Below are 19,433 nucleotides of genomic sequence, written 5' to 3'. Positions count from 1 at the left end.
AACAGGAGCACCATATCATGAAAATCCTCGCCATTGCCGCCACCAACAGCCGCACCTCCATCAACCGCACGCTGGTCAGCCACGCCGCGGAGCGCTTGGCCCGCGCCCACCACGACGCCGAGATCAGCCACGTCGACCTGAACGATTACGAGATGCCGATCTACTCCGTCGACCGCGAGGCCGAGAGCGGCGTGCCGCAGCCCGCGCAGGACCTGCTTGCCCGGATCGGCGAGGCCGACGCGGTTCTGGTCTCCTTCGCCGAGCACAACGGCACCGTCACCGCTGCCTGGAAGAACGTCTTCGACTGGATGAGCCGCGCCAACGCACAGGTCTGGCAGGGCAAGCCGCTGGTCATGCTCTCCGCCACGCCGGGGCCGCGGGCCGGGGCGAACGTGCTCGCCAGCCAGGAGCTTGTCGCGCCCTTCTTCGGCGCAGACCTGCGCGGCGCCAAGGGCATCGGTCCCTGGGGCGAGGCCTGGGACGCCGAAACCGGCAGCCTGACCCGGGACGAGGACCGCGCCGCGCTCGACGCGCTGCTGGACCGGCTGGCACCCGTCGCCGCCGCCGCCTGAGCCAGCCTCTTTCCCGACGCACCGATCCATGGCAGATTGATGCCATGGATCACCCGCTCATCGACCTGATCAACGCAAGGATCGCCGCCGCCGAGCGGGACGGTGCCTTCGACAACCTGCCCGGCGCGGGAAAGCCGCTTGCCCTCGACGGCGACGGGCAGGATGCCGTCCTGAACCGTATCCTGCGCGACAATGGCGCGGTGCCGGAGGTGGTCGCGCTCAGCCGCGAACTCGCCCGCCTGCGGGACGAATTGCGGGACACCTCGGACCGGACGGCGCGCAGCCGCATCCTGCAGGACATGTCCCTCGCCGAGACCCGCATCGAGATCGCGAAACGGCGGGGGTAAAGCGTGTCCGGTTGAACCTGAGGCACGCATACCCTGCCATACCTTGTGTTCTCGGGACATGCGTGCCGCTCGATTGTTCAGGTCAAACCAGAAACGCCGTAGTGCCCCCGGGGTCCGGGCAAGGGACCGCCCCAACCGGCCACACCGGGCGCCTCGCGCCTTCGCCCCGGGAACGCCGCGTCACGCGCGATTTTCCGTTGCGTTCTCCTCTCTTGCGCGATGAGGCGGACCTCTCCACACTATGATGCAATGTCTCATGGGGAGGAGAGGACAACCATGACCTATGCCAGCGCGGCGGACCGTGACGCGATCCAGAATGCGATGCCCTGGGAGGAACGGGACGTGCCCGCGACGCTCTGGGGTCAGCTGTGCCGCACGGCGGAGGCCTTCCCGCACCGACCGGCGGTGAGCTACCAGCTGCAATCCGGCCCGGCCGACAAGGCGGAAACCCTGAACTGGGCGGAGCTGAAGACGCAGACCGCACAGGCGGCGAACCTGTTCCGCTCCCTGGGCATCGGCGAGACGGACGTGATCGCCTACGTCCTGCCGAACTGCAACGAGACCATTGCGACGCTGCTGGGTGGCGCGGTGGCGGGGATCGTGAACCCGATCAACCCGCTGCTCGAGCCGGAACAGATCGCCTCGATCCTGCGCGAGACCGGCGCGAAGGTGGTGGTCACGCTCAAACCCTTCCCCAAGACCGACCTGCCGCAGAAGGTGGCCGAGGCGGTGCGCCACGCGCCGGGTGTCAAGACGGTGCTGGAGGTGGACCTGAACCGCTACCTGACCCCGCCAAAAAGCTGGATCGTGCCCTTCGTGCGCCCGAAGCTGGAGGGGCTGCGCCATGCGGATTACAAGTCGTTCCGCAAGGAGGCGGCGAAACATCCGGGTGAGTTGACCTTTGCCGACAGCGCGGGCGACCGGGTCGCGGCCTATTTCCACACCGGTGGCACCACGGGCATGCCGAAGGTGGCGCAGCACCGCTACGGCGGGATGATCTACAACGGCTGGCTCGGCGCGACGCTGCTGTTCGACGAGACCGACAACATCATGTGCCCGCTGCCGCTGTTCCACGTGTTTGCCTGCCACGTCATCCTGATGGCGGCGATCTGCTCGGGCGCGCATGTGATCTTCCCGACGCCCGCAGGCTATCGCGGGGAGGGGGTCTTCGACAACTTCTGGAAGCTCTGCGAGCGCTGGAAGATCAGCTTCGTCATCACCGTGCCGACGGCGGTTGCGGCGCTCATGCAGCGCCCGGTGAACGCGGACATCTCATCGGTGAAGACGGCATTCTCCGGCTCCGCGCCGATGCCGCTGGAGCTGTTCAAGCGCTTCGAGAAGGCCTGCGGCGTGACCATCTGCGAAGGCTACGGCTTGACGGAGGCCACCTGCCTCGTCTCGGTCAACCCGCCGGATGGCGTCAAGAAGGTGGGGTCGATCGGGATCGCGCTGCCATACACGGATGTGAAGATCATCAAGCAGGTGGGCGGCGATGCGCTGGACTGCGCGGTGGACGAGGTCGGGGAGATCTGCGTCTCCAACCCCGGGGTCTATGCCGGGAACACCTACACCGAGAGCGAGAAGAACGCGAACCTCTACTTCCATGGACGATACCTGCGCACCGGGGATCTCGGACGGCTCGACGCCGACGGCTACCTGTGGATCACCGGCCGGGCCAAGGACCTGATCATCCGTTCCGGCCACAACATCGACCCGGCGGAAATCGAGGAGGCGCTGCTGGCCCATCCGGCGGTGGCCTTTGCCGGCGCCATCGGCCAGCCGGACGCCTACGCGGGGGAACTGCCCTGCGCCTTCGTCGAACTGGTCGGCGGGGCGGAGGTGACCGTCGAGGAACTGCTCGAGCACGCCAAACGGCACGTACACGAACGGGCGGCGCATCCCAAGCACTTGACGATCCTCGACGAGTTGCCGAAGACCGCGGTGGGCAAGGTGTTCAAGCCCGACCTGCGCAAGCACGCGATCACGCGGGTCTACAACGGTGCGCTGGAAGAGGCGGGGCTGGCGGCGCGGGTCGTGGCGGTGGTCGACGACAAGAAGCGTGGCCTCGTGGCGCAGGTCGCCCCCAACGGCGGCGGCGAGGCGGGCGTTGCCGAGGTGCTGGGCAGCTTCACCCGGCCTTGGGAATGGGCGGCCTGATGCAGTCGTGAGAGAGGTTTCGCGGCGCTTGCGCGCCGCGACCAACGCGCCCTTCGGGCGCGTGCAGGGGCTCTGCCCCTACGGCTCTTCGAGCCTACCCCGCGGTATTTGCAGACCAAAGAAGATGAAGCGCGCTCCTGGATTTCTTTGGTCCCCAAATACCGCGGGGGAGCCCCGCAGGGGCGTGGGGGCAGAGCCCCCGAAACGCGAGCGAAGCGAGCGTTGGTCGCCCGGCGCAAGCCGGGCGAAATCCCTCAGGAATAGGCGATCCAGAGCAGAATGGCGCCGAGGATCAAGCGGTAGATGACGTAGGGTGTGAAGCTGACCGATTTCAGCAGGCGCATCATCAGGACGAGCGCCAGCAGCGCGGCGAGGAAGGCGAGCAGGGCGGCGACGGCTCCGTCGCGGGCGGCGGCGGCGTTGGCGGTGCCCGCGACTTCGAGGCCGAGCAGGGTTCCGGAGGCGATGATCGTCGGGATCGACATCAGCATCGAGAGTTTCGCGGCTTCGGAGCGGGCATAGCCGAGCTGCCGGGCGGCGGTGATGGTGATGCCGGATCGGGAGGTGCCGGGGATCAGGGCGACCGCTTGCCAGAGGCCCATCTTCACGGCGTCTGCCGTGTTCCAGTCGGCGGCTTCCTTTTCCTGTGCGCCGCGGGTGTCGGCCCAGTAGAGGACCAGCCCGAACAGCAGCATGGTCCAGCCGATGACGGCTGTAGAGCGCAGCATGTCGCTCAGGCCGGTGACCTTGAGCACCAGCCCGGCGACGATCACCGGGATCGTGGCGATCAGCAGCAGGAAGGCGAGGCGGGCGCCGGGGGCGTCGAGGCGGCCACGGAGCATGGCGGGAATGCCGAACAGCGCCTCGCGCACGTCGCGCCAAAAGTACAAAATGACGGCAAACAGTGTTCCGACGTGCACGGCGACGTCGAGAATCTGTCCCTGGTCCTCCATGCCGGTTAGATTCGGGAGGAGAATCAGATGCCCGGATGAAGAAATGGGCAGAAATTCGGTAACGCCCTGGATCAATGCGAGGATCAGGAGGTGGGTGAAGGTCATGGAGGTGGTGTCCGGACAGGTTTGGATGCCCCTGTATAACCCCCTGATCCTGTGGTGAAAGGTGAAATATAGGTCCGGTTTGATACCTTAAACCGGAGTTTTTTGCCAAGTTGATCGCTGAGGGGGTGGAAAAATAGGAATATAGGTCAGCATAAGTGACTTTTATTCCGTTTCGTCCTTGTATAAAGAGGCGCAACCGGAATCCCTGAATGGAGCCACACCCTATGGCCAAGCAACCGATGCTGAAGTTCGTCGATGTCTCGCGCAAGATGCCCGAGAAGCGTGAGGCGGGTGAGCGCAGCAAAGATTTCGACGAGATTTATGCGGAGTTCGCGGCGGCGAAGGCGGAGGAGCAGGCGTCGCGGTGCAGCCAGTGCGGCGTGCCCTATTGCCAGAGCCATTGCCCGCTGCACAACAACATTCCCGACTGGCTGCGGCTGACCGCGACCGGGCGTCTGGAGGAGGCCTACGAGGTCAGCCAGGCGACCAACACCTTCCCGGAAATCTGCGGCCGCATCTGCCCGCAGGACCGTCTGTGCGAGGGCAACTGCGTCATCGAGAAGTCCGGCCACGGGACGGTGACGATCGGCACGGTCGAGAAGTACATCACGGATACCGCTTGGGAAAAAGGCTGGGTCAAGCCCGGCATTCCGGCGCAGGAGCGCTCCGAGAGCGTCGGCATCATCGGGGCCGGTCCCGGTGGTCTGGCCGCCGCCGACCTGCTGCGCCGCGCCGGTCTGCAGGTCACGGTCTACGACCGGTACGACCGCGCCGGGGGCCTGCTGACCTATGGCATCCCTGGCTTCAAGCTGGAGAAGGACGTGGTCATGCGCCGCGTCGCGCAGCTGGAAGCGGCGGGGGTGCAGTTCGTGCTGAACTGCACGGTCGGGCAAGATATGGCCTTCGCGGATATTCGGGCACAGCATGATGCGGTGATCATCGCAACGGGCGTCTACAAGTCCCGCGATCTGGGTGGCGTCGGCTCCGAGGCGAAGGGCATCGTCAAGGCCATCGACTACCTGACGGCGTCGAACCGCGCGGCCAACTTCGGCGACAGCGTGCCGGAATTCGAGAGCGGCGAGCTGAATGCCAAGGGCAAGAAGGTCGTGGTGATCGGCGGCGGTGACACGGCGATGGACTGCGTGCGCACGGCGATCCGCCAGGGCGCGGACAGCGTCAAATGCCTCTATCGCCGCGACCGCGCCAACATGCCGGGCTCGCAGCGCGAGGTGCAGAACGCCGAGGAAGAAGGCGTTGTCTTTGAATGGCTTACCGCGCCGAAAGGGTTCAAGGGTGAGCCTGTCAGTGCGGTGGTTGTCGAGAAGATGCGCCTTGGCCTGCCGGATGCGACGGGCCGTCAGAGCCCCGAGCTGATCGAGGGCAGCGACTATGACGAGCCCGCCGATCTGGTGATCAAGGCGCTGGGCTTCTCGCCGGAGGAGCTTCCGACGCTCTGGGGCCAGCCGGAGCTGGAGGTGACGCGCTGGGGCACCGTCAAGGCGGAGTTCACCACCGGGCGGACAGCGATGCCGGGCGTCTATGCCATTGGCGACATCGTGCGGGGCGCGAGCCTCGTGGTCTGGGCGATCCGGGATGGCCGCGACTGTGCGGAAGCCCTGTTGACGGACCTTAACGCAAAGGCCGCTGTCGCCGCGGAGTGAGAATTGCGCCGCTTGCGGGCGGTGTCTCGGAGAGTTTGGTACAAAACGGGGCGATCTTCGTACAGATTGCCCCCTCCGGAAACCGGCCCGACAGGGCGAGATTTGCGGGTTTGGTACAAAACTCCCCGAGTTTCGTACAGATACCCCGATCCCGGTGCGCGAATGCACAAGGGGCCGGGGAGGCGCCTTAAGACAGGTTAACGGGTCAGGGGTGCTGACCCTGTCATGTGAGAGAATGAAGAATGTCTGAACGCAGGAAAGACGGACACGCGCAGGGTCGGGGCTTTGCCTTCGGCGCGGCGCTGGCTGTGCTCCTGCCGGTCATGGCGCAAGCGGGCGATGTCTTCGTTGCGCCCGAAGGCTGCACGCTCGACCTGACGACGCAGAACCGGGATTGCCGGGTGGAGCACAGCTGGCACTGTCCGCAGATCGACGCCGACGACGTCTGGCGCGTGGTCATCGACGAAACCGGCCCGGTTTTTGTCAGCCGTATCGACAACCAGACGCAATGGGTCGAGAGCGGGCCGCCGCATGATCCGGCACAATGGATCACGCAGCGTCCGATTGCCGACGCCAGCAATCTCGACGAGTTGCTTGCCGGCGGCCTCGACACCTATGATTTCTCGCAGCGCCGGCCCGGCGGGATGATCGAACGGATCACCGGGTTCGACCGGATCGTCGGCGAGGTCGTGATCGACGGCGAGACGCTGTACCAGACGGAATTCTACGCGACCTACCGCGACTGGCAGGGCACCGTGCTGCGGGAGCTGGAGGGCCGCGAGTTCGTCTCGGGCAAGCATCGGCGCTTCTTCCCTGGCTACGTCAAGGAAATCCTGCCGGACGGCCGCGAAACCGAGTGGTCGCGCCCGCCGGTCGAGTTCATCTATCCGGGCGAGGCGGGTTTCGCGGCCATGCAACCGTTGTACGATTGCGATGTCATCAGTGCGCTGCGCACCGGGGCGGTGTTCGGATGAGCGGCGAGCGGACCGGAGGGTGCCTGTGCGGCGCCGTGCGCTTTGTCGCGACGGACGTGCCGGACAAGGCGGGTATCTGCCATTGCGAGATGTGCCGCCGCTGGACCGGCTCGGCGCTGATCGGGGTGACGGTGCCGACGGGCAGCATCACCTGGAGCGGCGAGGTCCTGCGCGTGATGCAGACGAGCGCCTGGGCGGAACGCGCGTTTTGCGGGAAATGTGGGTCGGGACTCTACTTTAGCGTGACTTTGGAGAATGAATGGTACGGCAATACGGAAGTGCCGGTCGGGATTTTCGACGATCCGAACGGGTTCGAGATCACCAACGAGATCTACATCGACCACAAGCCCGACAGCTATGCCTTTGAAGGGCAGGCGGGGCGGCGGCTGCTGACGCGGGCCGAGTGTGTCGAGAAGTTCGGCGTGCTGGAGGGCGGCGGGCCGGAAGACTGAAGAGAAGGCCGGAGGGCTTCGCCCCCCGGACCCCCCGGGTATTTGGACCAAGAAGAAACCCGGGGACAAAGGCATTCAATGGCTGCGCGAGCGGCCCCTCATGGAGGACGATGACCATGACCAAGTATGATGCAGCGTGGGTGGCCCGCGAGGAAGCCAAGCGGGCGTTCATGTCCGAGAAGGGCATGTATCATGAGAGCGAGGAGCATTCGAGCTGCGGGGTTGGCCTTGTGGTCAGCGTCGACGGCAAGCCCTCGCGCAAGGTCGTGGCGGCGGGCATCACCGCGCTGAAGGCGGTCTGGCACCGGGGCGCTGTCGACGCGGACGGCAAGACCGGCGACGGTGCGGGTATCCACGTGCAGATCCCGGTGAAGTTCTTCTATGACCAGATCGAGCGCACCGGCCACAAGCCGCGCCGCGACGAGCTGATGGCGGTGGGGCAGGTGTTCCTGCCGCGCACGGATCATGGCGCACAGGAAGCCTGCCGGACCATCGTGGAGTCCGAAGTGCTGCGCATGGGCTATTACATCTACGGCTGGCGGCATGTGCCGGTGAAGGTGTCCTGCCTGGGCGAGAAGGCGAATGCGACGCGGCCCGAGATCGAGCAGATCCTGATTTCCAACGCCAAGGGCGTGGACGAGGAGAGCTTCGAGCGCGATCTCTACGTCATCCGGCGGCGGATCGAGAAGGCGGCGCTGGCGGCGGGCATCAACGGCATGTACATGGCGTCGCTGAGCTGCCGGTCGATCATCTACAAGGGCATGATGCTGGCGGAGCAGGTGGCGGAGTTCTATCCGGACCTGCAGGACGAGCGGTTTGAATCGGCCTTCGCGATCTATCACCAGCGGTATTCGACGAACACCTTCCCGCAGTGGTGGCTGGCGCAGCCGTTCCGCATGCTGGCGCACAACGGCGAGATCAACACGCTCAAGGGCAACGTCAACTGGATGAAGTCGCACGAGATCCGCATGGCGTCTTCGGTCTTCGAGGCGAAGGCGGAGGACATCAAGCCGATCATTCCGAACGGCTCGTCCGACTCGGCGGCGCTGGATGCGGTGTTCGAGGTGCTGGTGCGGGCCGGGCGCAATGCGCCGATGGCGAAGACCATGCTGGTGCCGGAGAGCTGGTCCAAGCAGGCCATCGAGCTGCCGGAAGCCTGGCGCGACATGTATTCCTACTGCAACTCCGTGATGGAGCCCTGGGACGGTCCGGCGGCTCTCGCCATGACGGACGGGCGCTGGGTCTGCGGCGGTCTCGACCGCAACGGGCTGCGGCCGATGCGGTACGTCGTGACCGGGGACGGGCTGCTGATCGCAGGCTCGGAGATCGGCATGGTGCCGACCGACGAGGCGACGGCGCGTGAGAAAGGAGCCCTCGGGCCGGGCCAGATGATCGCGGTCGACATGAAGGCGGGCAAGCTCTACCACGACGTGGAGATCAAGGACGCGCTGGCGGCCTCCCAGCCCTTCGGCGAGTGGTGCGGCAAGATCACCGAACTGGACGAGACGCTGTCGAAGGTCGAGGAGAAGCCGCTGTTCGAAGGCGCGGAGCTGCGCCGGCGGCAGATCGCGGCGGGCTATACCGTCGAGGAACTGGAGCAGATCCTCGCGCCGATGGCGGAGGATGCGAAGGAGACGCTGGCCTCGATGGGGGATGATACCCCGAGCGCGGTTCTGTCGAAGAAGTATCGCCCGCTGAGCCATTACTTCCGTCAGAACTTCAGCCAGGTGACGAACCCGCCGATCGACAGCTTGCGCGAATATCGCGTGATGAGCCTCAAGACGCGCTTCGGCAACCTCAAGAACGTGCTGGACGAGTCCTCGGCGCAGACGGAAATCTACGTGGTGGACAGCCCCTTCGTCGGCAACGCGCAGTTTGCCGAGCTGAAGAAGGCGTTCAACGCGCCCTGCGTCGAGATCGACTGTACCTTCCCGGCGGGTGGCGGACAGGATGCGCTGCGCGACGCGCTGGCCCGCATTCGCAGCGAAGCGGAGGATGCGGTGCGCTCCGGCTCGGGTCACATCGTGCTGACCGACGAGCACTCGGAGGCGGCGAAGGTGGCCATTCCGATGATCCTTGCCACCAGCGCGGTGCACAGCCACCTGACGCGCAAGGGCCTGCGGACCTTCTGCTCGATCAACGTGCGCTCGGCGGAATGCATCGACCCGCATTACTTCGCGGTGCTGATTGCCGCCGGTGCGACGGTGGTGAACGCTTACCTTGCGGAGGACAGCCTTGCGGATCGCATCAAGCGCGGCCTGTTGGACATGGGTCTGACCGAGGCGGTGGCGCGGTATCGCGAAGCCGTCGATCAGGGTCTGCTGAAGATCATGGCGAAGATGGGGATTTCGGTGATTTCCTCCTATCGCGGCGGTCTGAACTTCGAGGCGGTGGGCCTCAGCCGTGCCATGTGCGCCGAGTATTTCCCGGGCATGACCAGCCGGATTTCCGGCATCGGCCTCAAGGGTCTGCAGAAGAAGGCGGAAGAGGTGCACGCGCTCGGCTTTGCCCTGGGGCAGGACGTGCTGCCGATTGGCGGCTTCTACAAGGCGCGCAAGAGTGGCGAGACCCATGCCTGGGGTGCGCAGAACATGCACCTGTTGCAGAGCGCCTGTGACCGGGCGTCCTTCGAGCTGTGGAAGCAGTATTCCAACGCGATGCAGGCGAACCCGCCGATCCATCTGCGTGACCTTCTGGCGATCAAGCCGCTGGGCGAGCCGATCCCGCTGGAGCAGGTGGAGAGCATCACCTCGATCCGCAAGCGGTTCGTGACGCCGGGCATGTCGCTTGGCGCCCTCTCCCCGGAGGCGCACAAGACGCTGAACGTCGCGATGAACCGCATCGGCGCGAAGTCCGACTCCGGCGAGGGCGGCGAAGATCCGGCGCATTTCGTGCCGGAGCCGAACGGCGACAACCCCTCCGCCAAGATCAAGCAGGTGGCGTCCGGCCGCTTTGGTGTGACCGCCGAGTACCTCAACCACTGCGAGGAGCTTGAAATCAAGGTTGCGCAGGGCGCCAAGCCCGGCGAGGGCGGCCAGCTGCCGGGGATGAAGGTCACGGACCTGATTGCCCGTCTGCGCCACTCGACGAAGGGCGTGACGCTGATCTCGCCGCCGCCGCACCATGACATCTACTCGATCGAGGATCTGGCGCAGCTGATCTACGACCTCAAGCAGATCAACCCGACGGTGAAGGTGACGGTGAAGCTCGTCGCCTCCTCCGGCGTCGGCACGATTGCGGCGGGTGTGGCCAAGGCCGAGGCGGATGTCATCCTGATCTCCGGCCACAACGGCGGCACCGGGGCAAGTCCTGCGACCTCGATCAAATACGCGGGTCTGCCGTGGGAGATGGGCCTGACCGAGGCGCATCAGGTTCTGGCCATGAACAACCTGCGCTCGCGCGTCGTGCTGCGCACTGACGGCGGCCTGCGCACGGGCCGGGATATCGTCATGGCGGCGATGCTCGGGGCCGAGGAATACGGCATCGGCACGGCGGCGCTGATTGCCATGGGCTGCATCATGGTGCGTCAGTGCCAGTCGAACACCTGCCCGGTGGGCGTCTGTACCCAGCGCGATGACCTGCGGGCCAAGTTCACCGGCAACGCCGACAAGGTGGTCAACCTCATCACCTTCTACGCGCAGGAAGTTCGGGAAATCCTCGCCTCCATCGGCGCGCGCAGCCTGTCGGAAGTGATCGGCCGGGCGGACCTGCTGTCTCAGGTGTCGCGTGGCTCCGAGCATCTCGATGACCTCGACCTGAACCCGCTCCTGATCCACGTCGATGGCTCCGAGCATATCGTCTACGACCGGGACCGTCCGCGGAACCCGGTTCCGGACACGCTCGACGCGGAGATCGTGCGCGATGCGGCGCGGTTCCTGCAGGACGGCGAGAAGATGCAGCTCAGCTACGCGGTGATGAACACGCACCGGACGGTTGGCACGCGGGTGTCGAGCCATATCGTGCGCAAGTTCGGCATGCGCAACGCGCTGCAGAGCGATCACCTGCACGTCAAGCTGACCGGCTCCGCCGGCCAGTCGCTCGGGGCCTTTGCCGCGCCGGGTCTGAAGATCGAAGTGTCGGGCGATGCGAACGACTACGTCGGCAAGGGTCTCTCCGGTGGTCTCATCGTCGTGCGTCCGCCGCAGGTCTCGCCGCTGGTGGCCTCGGAAAACACCATCATCGGCAACACCGTGCTTTACGGCGCAACCGACGGGTATCTGTTTGCCGCAGGCCGCGCGGGCGAGCGGTTCGCGGTGCGCAACTCGGGTGCGAAGGTGGTGATCGAGGGCTGTGGCTCCAACGGTTGTGAATACATGACCGGCGGCATCGCGGTGATCCTCGGCTCCATCGGCGCGAACTTCGGCGCGGGCATGACCGGCGGGATGGCGTATCTCTACGATCCCGAAGGGCTGGCCCCGGCGCTGATGAACGCCGAGGGGCTGGTGACCTGCAAGGTGACCACGCCGGAGTGGGAGGCCGAGCTCAAGGGGCTGATCGAGCGCCACGTGGCGGAGACAAACAGCCGCAAGGGTCAGGACATCCTGCAGCATTGGGAGATGGAGAAGGCGCACTTCCTCCAGGTCTGCCCGACCGAGATGCTCGACAAGATCAAGTATCCGCTGGGCATCGACATGGACCGGAAGGTTCCGGCGGAGTGACTCTGCCGCAGGATTGAACAGGGACGGGGCGGTCTGCGGGCCGCCCCGTCGCGTTTTCATCAATGATATTGGAGAGAATCGGGCGCGGGTGTATGAGGAGGGCATTGCAAGAGGGGGCTATTGGACATGAAGACTTACCTGATTGCTGCCGCGCTGACCGGGCTTGCCGGAACGGTGTCGGCGGCCACGGCCACGGATGTGGTCTACAAGCTGAGCGACAGCGCCAGCTACAGCGCACCGAAGGCCGATGCCTACACGACCTGGATCGGCGGCGGCGGCCTGAACGAGGGCGTGTCCGGCGCCGCTGACCTGACGGCGAACGGGATCGACTACAAGAGCAGCTGGGTCGAGAGCAACTGGGGCGATGTGCTGTCCGTGCTGGTCGGGATTTACGACGGCGGTGTGTTGCAGGCCTATGTGGAGTTCGACGCGGCGGGCACGACGAAAACCGACTTCTTTGACGTGGCCAACGTGCTCTCGTCGAGTTGGAGCGACATCACCTCGGCGTCGCACAACTTCTTCTCCCCCGCCGGAGACGGGACGTACAGCCGGCGCTGGTTCATCAACTCGACCTATGGCGGCTGCGGCAGCGACAGCGGGCATATGGTCGTGGTCGAGGCAGTGTCTTCGCCCTGTGTCTGGGAGAACAACAACAAGCCCGCGGGCGATCCGAGCCGGATGTTCTTCTACGCGGATGCCGGTACGGCGCAGCTGTACCAGGGGGGCAGCGTCGCGACGGGCGATGTCTTCGCGATCAGCGTGACCTATACGGTGGCGGCGGTGCCGGTGCCTGCGTCGGGGCTGCTCTTGGCGGGCGCGCTGGGGCTTTTCGGGCTGCGGCGGCGCAGGAAGGGCTGACGCGGCGGCATTGGCGGCCCGGCGATTTGGTCCGGGCCGGTCGGCCGAACGCCAGAGTCATGAGACGGAAAAAGGCGCCCCGGATGACCGGCGGCGCCTTTGATCTTTATAGCGTTTCTGGTTAAACTTGAGGCACGCATACCCTGCCATACTTCGTATTCTCGGGACATGCGTGCCGCTCGATGTTTCAGGTTGAACCAGAAACGCTGTAGTGGAGCGGTGTCGCGTCCGGGGTCAGGCGGCCTTGCGGCGCCGCGCCATGAGGCCGAGCCCCCCGAGACCGACCAGCGCCAGCGGCAAGGTCGCGGGCAGCGGCACCGGCGCGTCGACGATCGCTGCGGTGTAGATATAGGCGGACTGCCCGCCGGTTCCGGACAGTTCCAGCGCGAGCGTGCGGCCGTCGGAGAACAGCACCGAGGCGGTGGCGTTCGGTACCGAGGGGCCGCCGTTGTTGAAGAACACGGACCGGAAGTTGGTGGCGGCATCCGCGACACCGATCGGGTCGAGATCGGCGCGGAACTGGAAGACGTCGCTTGGGTCGAAGGCGGTGAAGCCGAAGGCCACGGACGTGGTGCCGGAGTTCTCGTTGCCGTTGGTCTGGCCCGTGGTCAGGGTCTGGCCGACCGGGGTGACAGGCACCGTTTGGGAATAGATGTAATCGAACCAGTATCCCGGCGCGTTGATCGCGAAGGTAAAGGTCTGGATCAACGCGCTGTCGGAGATGTTGGTCAAGGTGAACTGCGGCCGGTCGCCACCCGATCCGCTGGTCGAGACGGTCAGGCCGAAGCCCACGGTCGCCGCTTCGGCGGCAGGTGCGGCGAGCGCGAGCAGACAGGCGGCGGTCGCCAGACGAAGAGCTGCGGTCATGAGGAATGATTCTCTGAAGAACCCGGAACGGGCGGTGTTGGATACATCATAGATTAACCTTTTTACCCGTCCAGAGATTTCGCGGGCCCCCGGTGGAATACCGCGCTTCCCTAAAGCCGATGCCGCTTGCATGAGCACCTGCATCACCCGGGCCACGCAAACCGGAAAAAACCGACGCAAGGTCAACCTTTGGTTTACTCACGATCGTTTACGATTTATCAACAATCGTAAATGCGGCCCCCACGTGCAGGCCGCAGGCAGACAGAAGGCAGCAAGCCTCGAGAGCGGTGGGATAGATGAAGCAAGCAATGGCAGCGGCAGCGCTGATGATGGCGGTTTCGGCTCCGGCGGGGGCGGCGACCACGGGTTTCGGACTGTCCGGGGGAGAGACCTTCACCGGCACACCGGCGTCCTATGTTCCACCCGAGGGGGAGCGCGAGGAGGGCATCGACTGGCAGGACAACCTGCTCGTGTGGCTGATCCACGCGCTTTTCGGCATGGGCGGCGCGGAGGGGACGGGTCCGCAGATTCTGTCCCGCGATGCCTCGGGCCTGCATTTCAGCGCCACGTTCGGCGGCACGGAGTTCCTGGAGGCGCTGCGGCTGCTGGGCTACACCCGCTATGACATCGACGGCACCGATCTCGGCATCAGCGCGATGCTCAGCGTCGGCACGTGCTCCCTGGACCCGGTGGTCTGTCAATTCACCCTCAGCGGGTCCGGTTCGAGCGAGTCCGTGATGGCGCTTCTGACCGGCGGCGGCGTGAGCCTCGAGGATTTTGTCATCACCGATGGCTCCGGCACCGGCGGGACCGGCGGCGGCACCCCGGGCGAGGGCGGCGGCACCGGCGGCGGCACGCCCATCGGCGGCGGCACCGGCGGCAGCATCACCGATGGCGGCGGCGAAAACACGGCGGGCGGCGGCGGCACGAGTGGCGGCGGCGGCGGGTTGGACATTCCCGGCGGCTCGGGTGGCGGTTCCGTCATTTCTCCCGTGCCGGTCCCGGCCTCGGGCCTGCTGCTGATCGGCGGTCTCGCCGGGCTGCTGTCGGCGCGGCGCAAGCGGCGCTGACACCCTTGATCCCTGTGCGGCATCACTCTCCGGGCCCGGCGCCCGGAGATTTGCTTTTGGGCGCGAAGCGGTTAAGCCTTGGCCATGGCAGCACGTAAGACATCGGCCCGGAAACCGGCAAAGGCGAAGGCGGCGGACAGCGCCACACCGGATCGCCCGAGGGTCCGCCCGCTGCGCTGGCTGCTCAAGTGGCTGATGCGGCTGGGAGGGATTGTCGTGGCGGTGATGCTGATGCTGGTGCTGCTGTTCAGCGCGGTGAACCCGCCGACCACGCACACGATCTGGAGCGAACAGAAGCGACTGGGCTCGGTCGAGCGCAGCTGGGTCGACGTGGACGCGATTGCGCCGGTGATGCTGCGCGCGGCGGTGGCGGCGGAGGACGCGAACTTCTGCGAGCACTGGGGCTTTGACATGGCGGCGATCCGGGCTGCGATTGCCAGCGGCGCGGCGCGGGGCGGCTCGACGATCTCGCAGCAGGTGGTGAAGAACGTCTATCTCTGGCAGGGGCGCAGTTATGTCCGTAAGGCGCTGGAGGCGGTGATGACCCCGATGGTGGAGGCGTTGTGGTCGAAGCGGCGCATCCTGGAGGTCTATCTGAACGTGGCGGAGATGGGCGAGGGCGTGTTCGGCGTGGAGGCGGCGGCGCGGCAGTATTTCGGCGTCGGCCCCGGGCAGTTGACGGCCCGTCAGGCGGCGCTGATCGCGGCGGCGCTGCCCAATCCGAAACAGCGCAACCCGGCCCGGCCCACCGCGTCGATGACCCGGCGGGCGAAGGCCATCGAAAGCGGCGCTGCGACGATTGCGGCGGACGGGCGGGCGGAGTGTTTCGAGTGACGTCGAAGCGGCTGTGGCGGTGCTCCGCCGGGCGGATTTCCTGCTATCCGGAAGGGGTCGTCGCGCCTCGGACCCGCCGCGCCGGTTTGTGGATTGCCACGCTTAGCCCTCGCACGGGTGCGGGGCGCAGCCCCGCCCTACGGGATGCTGCGCTGGCCCTGATCTTCTTTGGTCCCCAAATACCGCCAGGGGGAGTCGCGGCGCACAGCCGCGGCGGGGGCGGCGCCCCCAATCGACCTGTGGATCTGTGCGGATGCCCGCCGATTTGCGCCGAGCCGACGTAGGGCGGGGCTGTGCCCCGCTTGCCTGCTTGAACCTCGGCGCAATTCCCTGCAATTAGGGAGAGACCCCCTCCCGTACCCAGGATCATCATGGCCGAGCTCTACCACGTTCCCCTGTCGCCCTTCTGCCGCAAGGTCCGCCTGAGCCTCGCGGAGAAGCGGATCGAGTGCAAGCTGCACGAGGAGCGCTATTGGGAGAAGGAGGCCGACTTCCTGCGCCGCAACCCCGCCGCCAAGGTGCCGGTGCTAAAGATCGACGGCAAGACCATGGCGGAGAGCGCCGCCATCTGCGAGTGGATCGAGGAGAAATACCCCGAGCCGTCCTTGATGCCCAAGAGTGCCGATGCCCGCTACGAGGTGCGGCGGCTGGTGGGCTGGTTCGACGACAAGTTTCACAACGAGGTCACGTCGAAGCTGCTCTATGAGCGGGTGAACAAGAAGGTGATGAAGGCCGGTTTCCCGGACAGCGGGAATGTCAAGGCGGGGGCCCGGGCGATCAAGTATCATCTCGATTACATGGCCTGGCTTCTGGATCACCGGCGCTGGCTGGCCGGGGACAACATGACGCTGGCCGATTTCGCCGCCGCCGCGCATCTGTCGTCTCTGGATTACATCAGCGATGTGGACTGGAACCGTTCGGCGGTGGTCAAGGACTGGTACGCCAAGATCAAGTCGCGCCCGGCTTTCCGCTCCATCCTCGCCGACCAGGTGCCGGGGTTCCCGCCGCCCGCGCATTATGCCGATCTGGATTTCTGAGGCAGGCGTGGGGATTCCTGGGTATTTGACCCAAGAAGAAACAGGGGCGAGGCGTGTCTGATCTGGCCGCGGCTCTGAAGGCGGAGGCGTTGGCCGTCGGGTTTTCCGAGTGCCGGGTGTGTCGGCCGTCCGATGTGCCGCAGGTGGCGGCGCGGCTGGCGGAGTTCGTGGCGCGGGGGCGGCATGGGCAGATGGGCTGGATGGCCGAGCGCATGGGCTGGCGCGGCTCGCCCGAGGCCTTGTGGCCGGAGGCGCGGTCAGTGGTGATGCTGGCGGAGAATTACGGGCCGTCGCACGATCCGCTGGCGGTGCTGGAACAGCGGGATCGCGGGGCGATTTCGGTGTACGCGCAGGCGCGGGACTACCATGACGTGGTGAAGAAGCGGTTGAAGCGTCTGGGTCGCTGGCTCATCGACGCCGTGGAGGGGACGCCCGAGATCAAGGTTTTCGTCGATACGGCGCCGGTGATGGAGAAACCTTTGGGTGCGGCGGCGGGGCTGGGCTGGCAGGGCAAGCATACCAATCTGGTCAGTCGTCGTCTGGGCAGCTGGTTTTTCCTCGGCTGCATTTTCACCACGCTGGAGTTGCCGGTGGATGGCGCGGAGGTCGATCATTGCGGATCGTGCCGGGCCTGTCTGGATGTTTGCCCGACGCAGGCTTTCCCGGCGCCTTATCAACTCGACGCGCGCCGCTGCATTTCCTACCTGACGATCGAACACGCCGGGCCGGTGTCCGAGGATCTGCGCACGGGTCTCGGCAACCGGATCTACGGCTGTGACGATTGTCTCGCGGTCTGCCCGTGGAACAAGTTCGCGCAGGCCGCTGCGGAGGTGAAGTACCATGCGCGGCCCGAGTTGGTCGCGCCGGACCTCGCGGCGTTGGCGGCGCTGGACGATGCCGGGTTCCGGGCGCTGTTCTCCGGCTCGCCGATCAAGCGGATCGGGCGGGATCGCTTTGTCCGCAACGTCTGTTACGCCATTGGCAACTCCGGCGAAGGCGCTTTGCTGCCGGTGGTGCAAGGGCTTTGTGACGATCCGGACGCGGCGGTGCGGGATGCGGCGCGGTGGGCGGCTTTGAAACTCAAACAAACGCTTGCGTGAGCGTGATTGCAATTCGCGCCGATTGGCCCACATTCTGGGGCGTAGCGACAGGAGGGACACCATGGCACAGTATGAACGCCGCCCGGAGGTGATCGAGAGCCTTACCCCGGAGCAGTATCGCGTCACCCAGCAGAACGGCACGGAGCGGCCCGGCACCGGCGCTTTGCTCAAGAACAAGGAGCCGGGGATTTACGTCGACGTGGTCTCCGGCGAGCCCTTGTTCGCCAGTGCGTCGAAGTACGAGAGCGGCTGCGGCTGGCCGAGTTTCGTCAAGCCGATCGAGCCGGACAACATCGTCGAATTGCGCGACACCACGCACGGGATGATCCGCGTGGAGGTGCGCTCGCGGCATGGGGACAGCCATCTCGGGCATGTGTTCCCGGATGGTCCGGCGGACCGGGGCGGGCTGCGCTATTGCATCAACTCGGCGTCTTTGCGGTTCATCCATCGCGATGACATGGAGGCCGAGGGCTACGGGGCTTATGTGGATCAGGTCGAGGAGGTGGAATGATGGAACGCGCTGTTCTGGCCGGGGGCTGTTTCTGGGGCATGCAGGATCTGATCCGCAAGCTGCCGGGGGTGGAGAAGACCCGCGTGGGCTATACCGGGGGCGATGTGGCGAACGCCACCTATCGCAACCATGGCACCCATGCGGAGGGGATCGAGATCCTCTTCGATCCGGAGCGGATTTCGTACCGGCGTCTGCTGGAGTTCTTCTTCCAGATCCACGATCCGACCACGCCGAACCGGCAGGGCAATGACCGCGGGATGAGTTACCGCTCGGCGATCTACTATGTCGACGAGGATCAGCGGCAATGTGCGCTGGATACCATTGCCGATGTGGAGGCCTCCGGGCACTGGCCGGGCAAGGTGGTGACGGAAGTCGAGCCGGTTGGGGATTTCTGGGAGGCGGAGCCGGAGCATCAGGATTATCTGGAGCGCATCCCGAACGGCTACACCTGCCATTTCCCGCGCGCGGATTGGGTCCTGCCGAAGCGCGACGCGGCAGAGTAGGCCGGGTTCCCGGGGCTTTTCCGGCAGCGAAAACCGCCTGCGGCCCCGGGCCGCGCGGCCTGTGCAGCTACGCCGCATTTGCAGCACCGGACCCTTGTGGCAAGGTTGGCGGGATGGTGTCACGCTGCCTGCGGCGAAACTGCGTCCGGGCGCGATCGGAAGGACGAACCCATGAGCTGGCTGTCCCGTCTGAGTGAACGGCGCATCCTGAAGACCCTGCTGGAAGGCGGTCTGTCCGGGCTTGCGGGCGAGGGGAAGCCTTTGCCTGACCGGCCCGGCGATGCCTTTGTCGATGCGGGGGAGGCGGCGGGCTTCCGGATCATGGCGCAGGCCGGTGTGGTGCCCGAGGAGATCACGCTCAAGAAGCAGGTGGCGGCGCAGAAGGCCGCGATGGACGGGCTGACCGGAGACGCGCGGAAGGCCGCGATGGCCCGGCTGGCGGAGCTTCAGATGAAGCAGGCGATGGCGGAAGAGGCGCGGCGGAAGTTCCTGCGGTGAGGTGAGTGTTCGCCTCACGTACGGCCCTGCGGCTGGTGAGTCTGTCACAAGCTGGCTTGATGTGATGGCCCGTGAGAACGGCCAATCGCCCGTTGCGCCTTTTCAGAAAACCAACCGCGGCATGCTCGTTGGCAGCAGGAGGTCCCGGATCAGGTCCGGGACTGCGGCACGCGAAATGATCGCTCATGGTAATCTCTGCTATGCCCTGTCAATGGACGCGGGGGCCGCCACCCAGCGGGGTGGGGGCCCCCCGGGGCCGGGCGGCGCGGCGGGGGC

The 19,433-nt window shown here is 65.9% G+C and carries 17 protein-coding genes; 15 read left to right on the top strand and 2 right to left on the bottom strand.

Annotated features, from left to right (window positions below; genetic code table 11):
* Window positions 1-17 precede the first annotated feature (17 nt).
* From ACP159_RS10155 to ACP159_RS10145, 3 genes are all read left to right on the top strand, one after another.
* A complete protein-coding gene (locus tag ACP159_RS10155) occupies window positions 18-572 on the top strand; it encodes an NADPH-dependent FMN reductase (protein WP_425099570.1) in 555 nt (184 codons plus the stop codon).
* Window positions 573-616: 44 nt separating this feature from the next.
* On the top strand, window positions 617-919 hold the full coding sequence (locus ACP159_RS10150; protein ID WP_425099569.1) for a DUF1992 domain-containing protein: 303 nt from the start codon (window positions 617-619) through the stop codon (window positions 917-919).
* A 276-nt stretch (window positions 920-1,195) separates the two neighbouring features.
* Window positions 1,196-3,076 (top strand): acyl-CoA synthetase, encoded by a 1,881-nt coding sequence (locus tag ACP159_RS10145; RefSeq protein ID WP_425099567.1) that lies wholly within the window; start codon window positions 1,196-1,198, stop codon window positions 3,074-3,076.
* Between the two features lie 254 nt (window positions 3,077-3,330).
* On the opposite strand, the gene ACP159_RS10140 is transcribed toward ACP159_RS10145, so the two are convergent.
* Complete coding sequence (locus tag ACP159_RS10140) at window positions 3,331-4,134, bottom strand: undecaprenyl-diphosphate phosphatase (protein WP_425099566.1); 804 nt, start codon at window positions 4,132-4,134, stop codon at window positions 3,331-3,333.
* A 224-nt stretch (window positions 4,135-4,358) separates the two neighbouring features.
* Here ACP159_RS10140 and ACP159_RS10135 point away from each other — a divergent pair, with 224 nt between their 5' ends.
* From ACP159_RS10135 to ACP159_RS10115, 5 genes are all read left to right on the top strand, one after another.
* Window positions 4,359-5,795, top strand: coding sequence for an NAD(P)-dependent oxidoreductase (locus ACP159_RS10135; RefSeq protein WP_425099565.1), 1,437 nt, complete (start codon window positions 4,359-4,361; stop codon window positions 5,793-5,795).
* 242 nt (window positions 5,796-6,037) lie between these two features.
* Window positions 6,038-6,769: a hypothetical protein gene (locus ACP159_RS10130; protein ID WP_425099564.1), complete on the top strand. Its 732-nt coding sequence runs from the start codon at window positions 6,038-6,040 to the stop codon at window positions 6,767-6,769.
* Window positions 6,766-7,221 carry a GFA family protein gene (locus tag ACP159_RS10125; protein ID WP_425099563.1) on the top strand — a complete coding sequence of 152 codons (456 nt, stop codon included), beginning with the start codon at window positions 6,766-6,768 and terminating at the stop codon, window positions 7,219-7,221. The genes ACP159_RS10130 and ACP159_RS10125 overlap by 4 nt, the downstream gene beginning before the upstream one ends.
* Before the next feature lie 116 nt (window positions 7,222-7,337).
* Entirely contained in the window at window positions 7,338-11,879 is a 4,542-nt protein-coding gene (gene gltB / locus ACP159_RS10120) for a glutamate synthase large subunit (RefSeq protein ID WP_425099562.1), read from the top strand.
* A gap of 126 nt (window positions 11,880-12,005) precedes the next feature.
* Window positions 12,006-12,737, top strand: a complete 732-nt coding sequence (locus tag ACP159_RS10115) for a PEP-CTERM sorting domain-containing protein (RefSeq protein ID WP_425099561.1) — start codon at window positions 12,006-12,008, stop codon at window positions 12,735-12,737.
* Between the two features lie 234 nt (window positions 12,738-12,971).
* Here the strand turns inward: ACP159_RS10115 and ACP159_RS10110 are convergent, their stop codons facing one another.
* A complete protein-coding gene (locus tag ACP159_RS10110; RefSeq protein WP_425099560.1) occupies window positions 12,972-13,604 on the bottom strand; it encodes a PEP-CTERM sorting domain-containing protein in 633 nt (210 codons plus the stop codon).
* A gap of 296 nt (window positions 13,605-13,900) precedes the next feature.
* Here ACP159_RS10110 and ACP159_RS10105 point away from each other — a divergent pair, with 296 nt between their 5' ends.
* The 7 genes from ACP159_RS10105 (at window position 13,901) to ACP159_RS10075 (ending at window position 19,157) form a co-directional block, all read left to right on the top strand.
* Window positions 13,901-14,674, top strand: a complete 774-nt coding sequence (locus ACP159_RS10105) for a PEP-CTERM sorting domain-containing protein (RefSeq protein WP_425099559.1) — start codon at window positions 13,901-13,903, stop codon at window positions 14,672-14,674.
* Window positions 14,675-14,758: 84 nt separating this feature from the next.
* Window positions 14,759-15,508 (top strand): monofunctional biosynthetic peptidoglycan transglycosylase, encoded by a 750-nt coding sequence (mtgA, locus tag ACP159_RS10100; protein WP_425099558.1) that lies wholly within the window; start codon window positions 14,759-14,761, stop codon window positions 15,506-15,508.
* A gap of 371 nt (window positions 15,509-15,879) precedes the next feature.
* Complete coding sequence (locus tag ACP159_RS10095) at window positions 15,880-16,545, top strand: glutathione S-transferase family protein (RefSeq protein WP_425099557.1); 666 nt, start codon at window positions 15,880-15,882, stop codon at window positions 16,543-16,545.
* A gap of 53 nt (window positions 16,546-16,598) precedes the next feature.
* Entirely contained in the window at window positions 16,599-17,645 is a 1,047-nt protein-coding gene (gene queG / locus ACP159_RS10090) for a tRNA epoxyqueuosine(34) reductase QueG (RefSeq protein ID WP_425099556.1), read from the top strand.
* A gap of 61 nt (window positions 17,646-17,706) precedes the next feature.
* Window positions 17,707-18,156 carry a peptide-methionine (R)-S-oxide reductase MsrB gene (gene msrB / locus ACP159_RS10085; RefSeq protein WP_425099555.1) on the top strand — a complete coding sequence of 150 codons (450 nt, stop codon included), beginning with the start codon at window positions 17,707-17,709 and terminating at the stop codon, window positions 18,154-18,156.
* Window positions 18,153-18,659: a peptide-methionine (S)-S-oxide reductase MsrA gene (gene msrA, locus ACP159_RS10080; RefSeq protein ID WP_425099554.1), complete on the top strand. Its 507-nt coding sequence runs from the start codon at window positions 18,153-18,155 to the stop codon at window positions 18,657-18,659. Before msrB ends, msrA begins: the two co-directional genes overlap by 4 nt.
* 171 nt (window positions 18,660-18,830) lie before the next feature.
* Entirely contained in the window at window positions 18,831-19,157 is a 327-nt protein-coding gene (locus ACP159_RS10075) for a DUF1992 domain-containing protein (protein ID WP_425099553.1), read from the top strand.
* Window positions 19,158-19,433: the final 276 nt, after the last annotated feature.

Source organism: Tropicibacter sp. S64 (assembly GCF_049803835.1).
In the GTDB taxonomy this organism is placed as follows: Bacteria; Pseudomonadota; Alphaproteobacteria; order Rhodobacterales; family Rhodobacteraceae; genus Pacificoceanicola.
The sequence above is the reverse complement of the archived record's forward strand: the minus strand, read 5'-3'. Positions and strand labels throughout refer to the sequence as shown.